Raw genomic sequence first — 909 nt, forward strand, 5'->3', positions numbered from 1 at the left:
CTTGCAAGCGACATGGCTTCAGGGGCGGGGGCGGGAGCCATTTTAATCGGCTGGATCATCACCGGAGTCGGCATGATTGCCCTGGCATTCTCTTTCCAAAACTTGACGACGAAAAGGCCTGATTTAGACGGCGGTATTTTCACTTATGCCCGGGAAGGATTCGGCCATTTCATGGGCTTTAACAGCGGCTGGGGGTACTGGTTCGCAGCCCTTCTCGGCAATGTCGCATATGGAACGCTGCTGTTCAGCGCAATCGGATATTTCATCCCTGCGTTTGGAGACGGACAAAACATCGCATCAATTATCGGTGCAAGCGTGATCCTCTGGTGCGTGCACTTTTTGATCCTCCGCGGTGTTCAGTCCGCTGCCATGATCAACTTAATTACGACCATTTCAAAACTTGTACCGATTTTCGCTTTCATTATCGCCATTATCTTTGTGTTTCATCTTGATTTATTTACGAACGATTTCTGGGGAAAAGGGCTGTCGCTCGGTTCCATCGGAACACAGGTCAAGAGCACGATGCTGGTGACCGTCTGGGTGTTTACCGGAATTGAAGGGGCCGTCTTATTTTCAAGCCGGGCCAAGAAATCAAGCGATGTTGGCAAAGCTACTGTCATCGGCTTGATCAGCGTACTCGTGATTTACGTCATGATTACGATGCTGTCGCTCGGCGTCATGAATCAGCAAAACTTGGCCGAGCTTCCGAATCCTTCAATGGCCGCGATCATGGAGCATATCGTCGGCAAATGGGGAGCCGTGCTCATCAACCTGGGATTGATCATTTCCGTATTGGGCGCCTGGCTGGCCTGGACATTATTCGCGGGCGAACTCCCGCTGATCGCGGCACGCGAAGGGGTCTTCCCGAAATGGTTCGGCAAAGAAAATAAAAACGGTGCGCCGACAAAT

The 909-nt window shown here is 51.5% G+C and carries 1 protein-coding gene; it reads left to right on the forward strand.

Annotated features, from left to right (window positions below; translation table 11 throughout):
* Positions 1-909: basic amino acid/polyamine antiporter (locus tag ACWHAR_RS24515; protein ID WP_452088112.1), on the forward strand; the 909-nt coding region annotated here is incomplete at both ends.

Source organism: Bacillus sp. LR--39 (assembly GCF_053613335.1).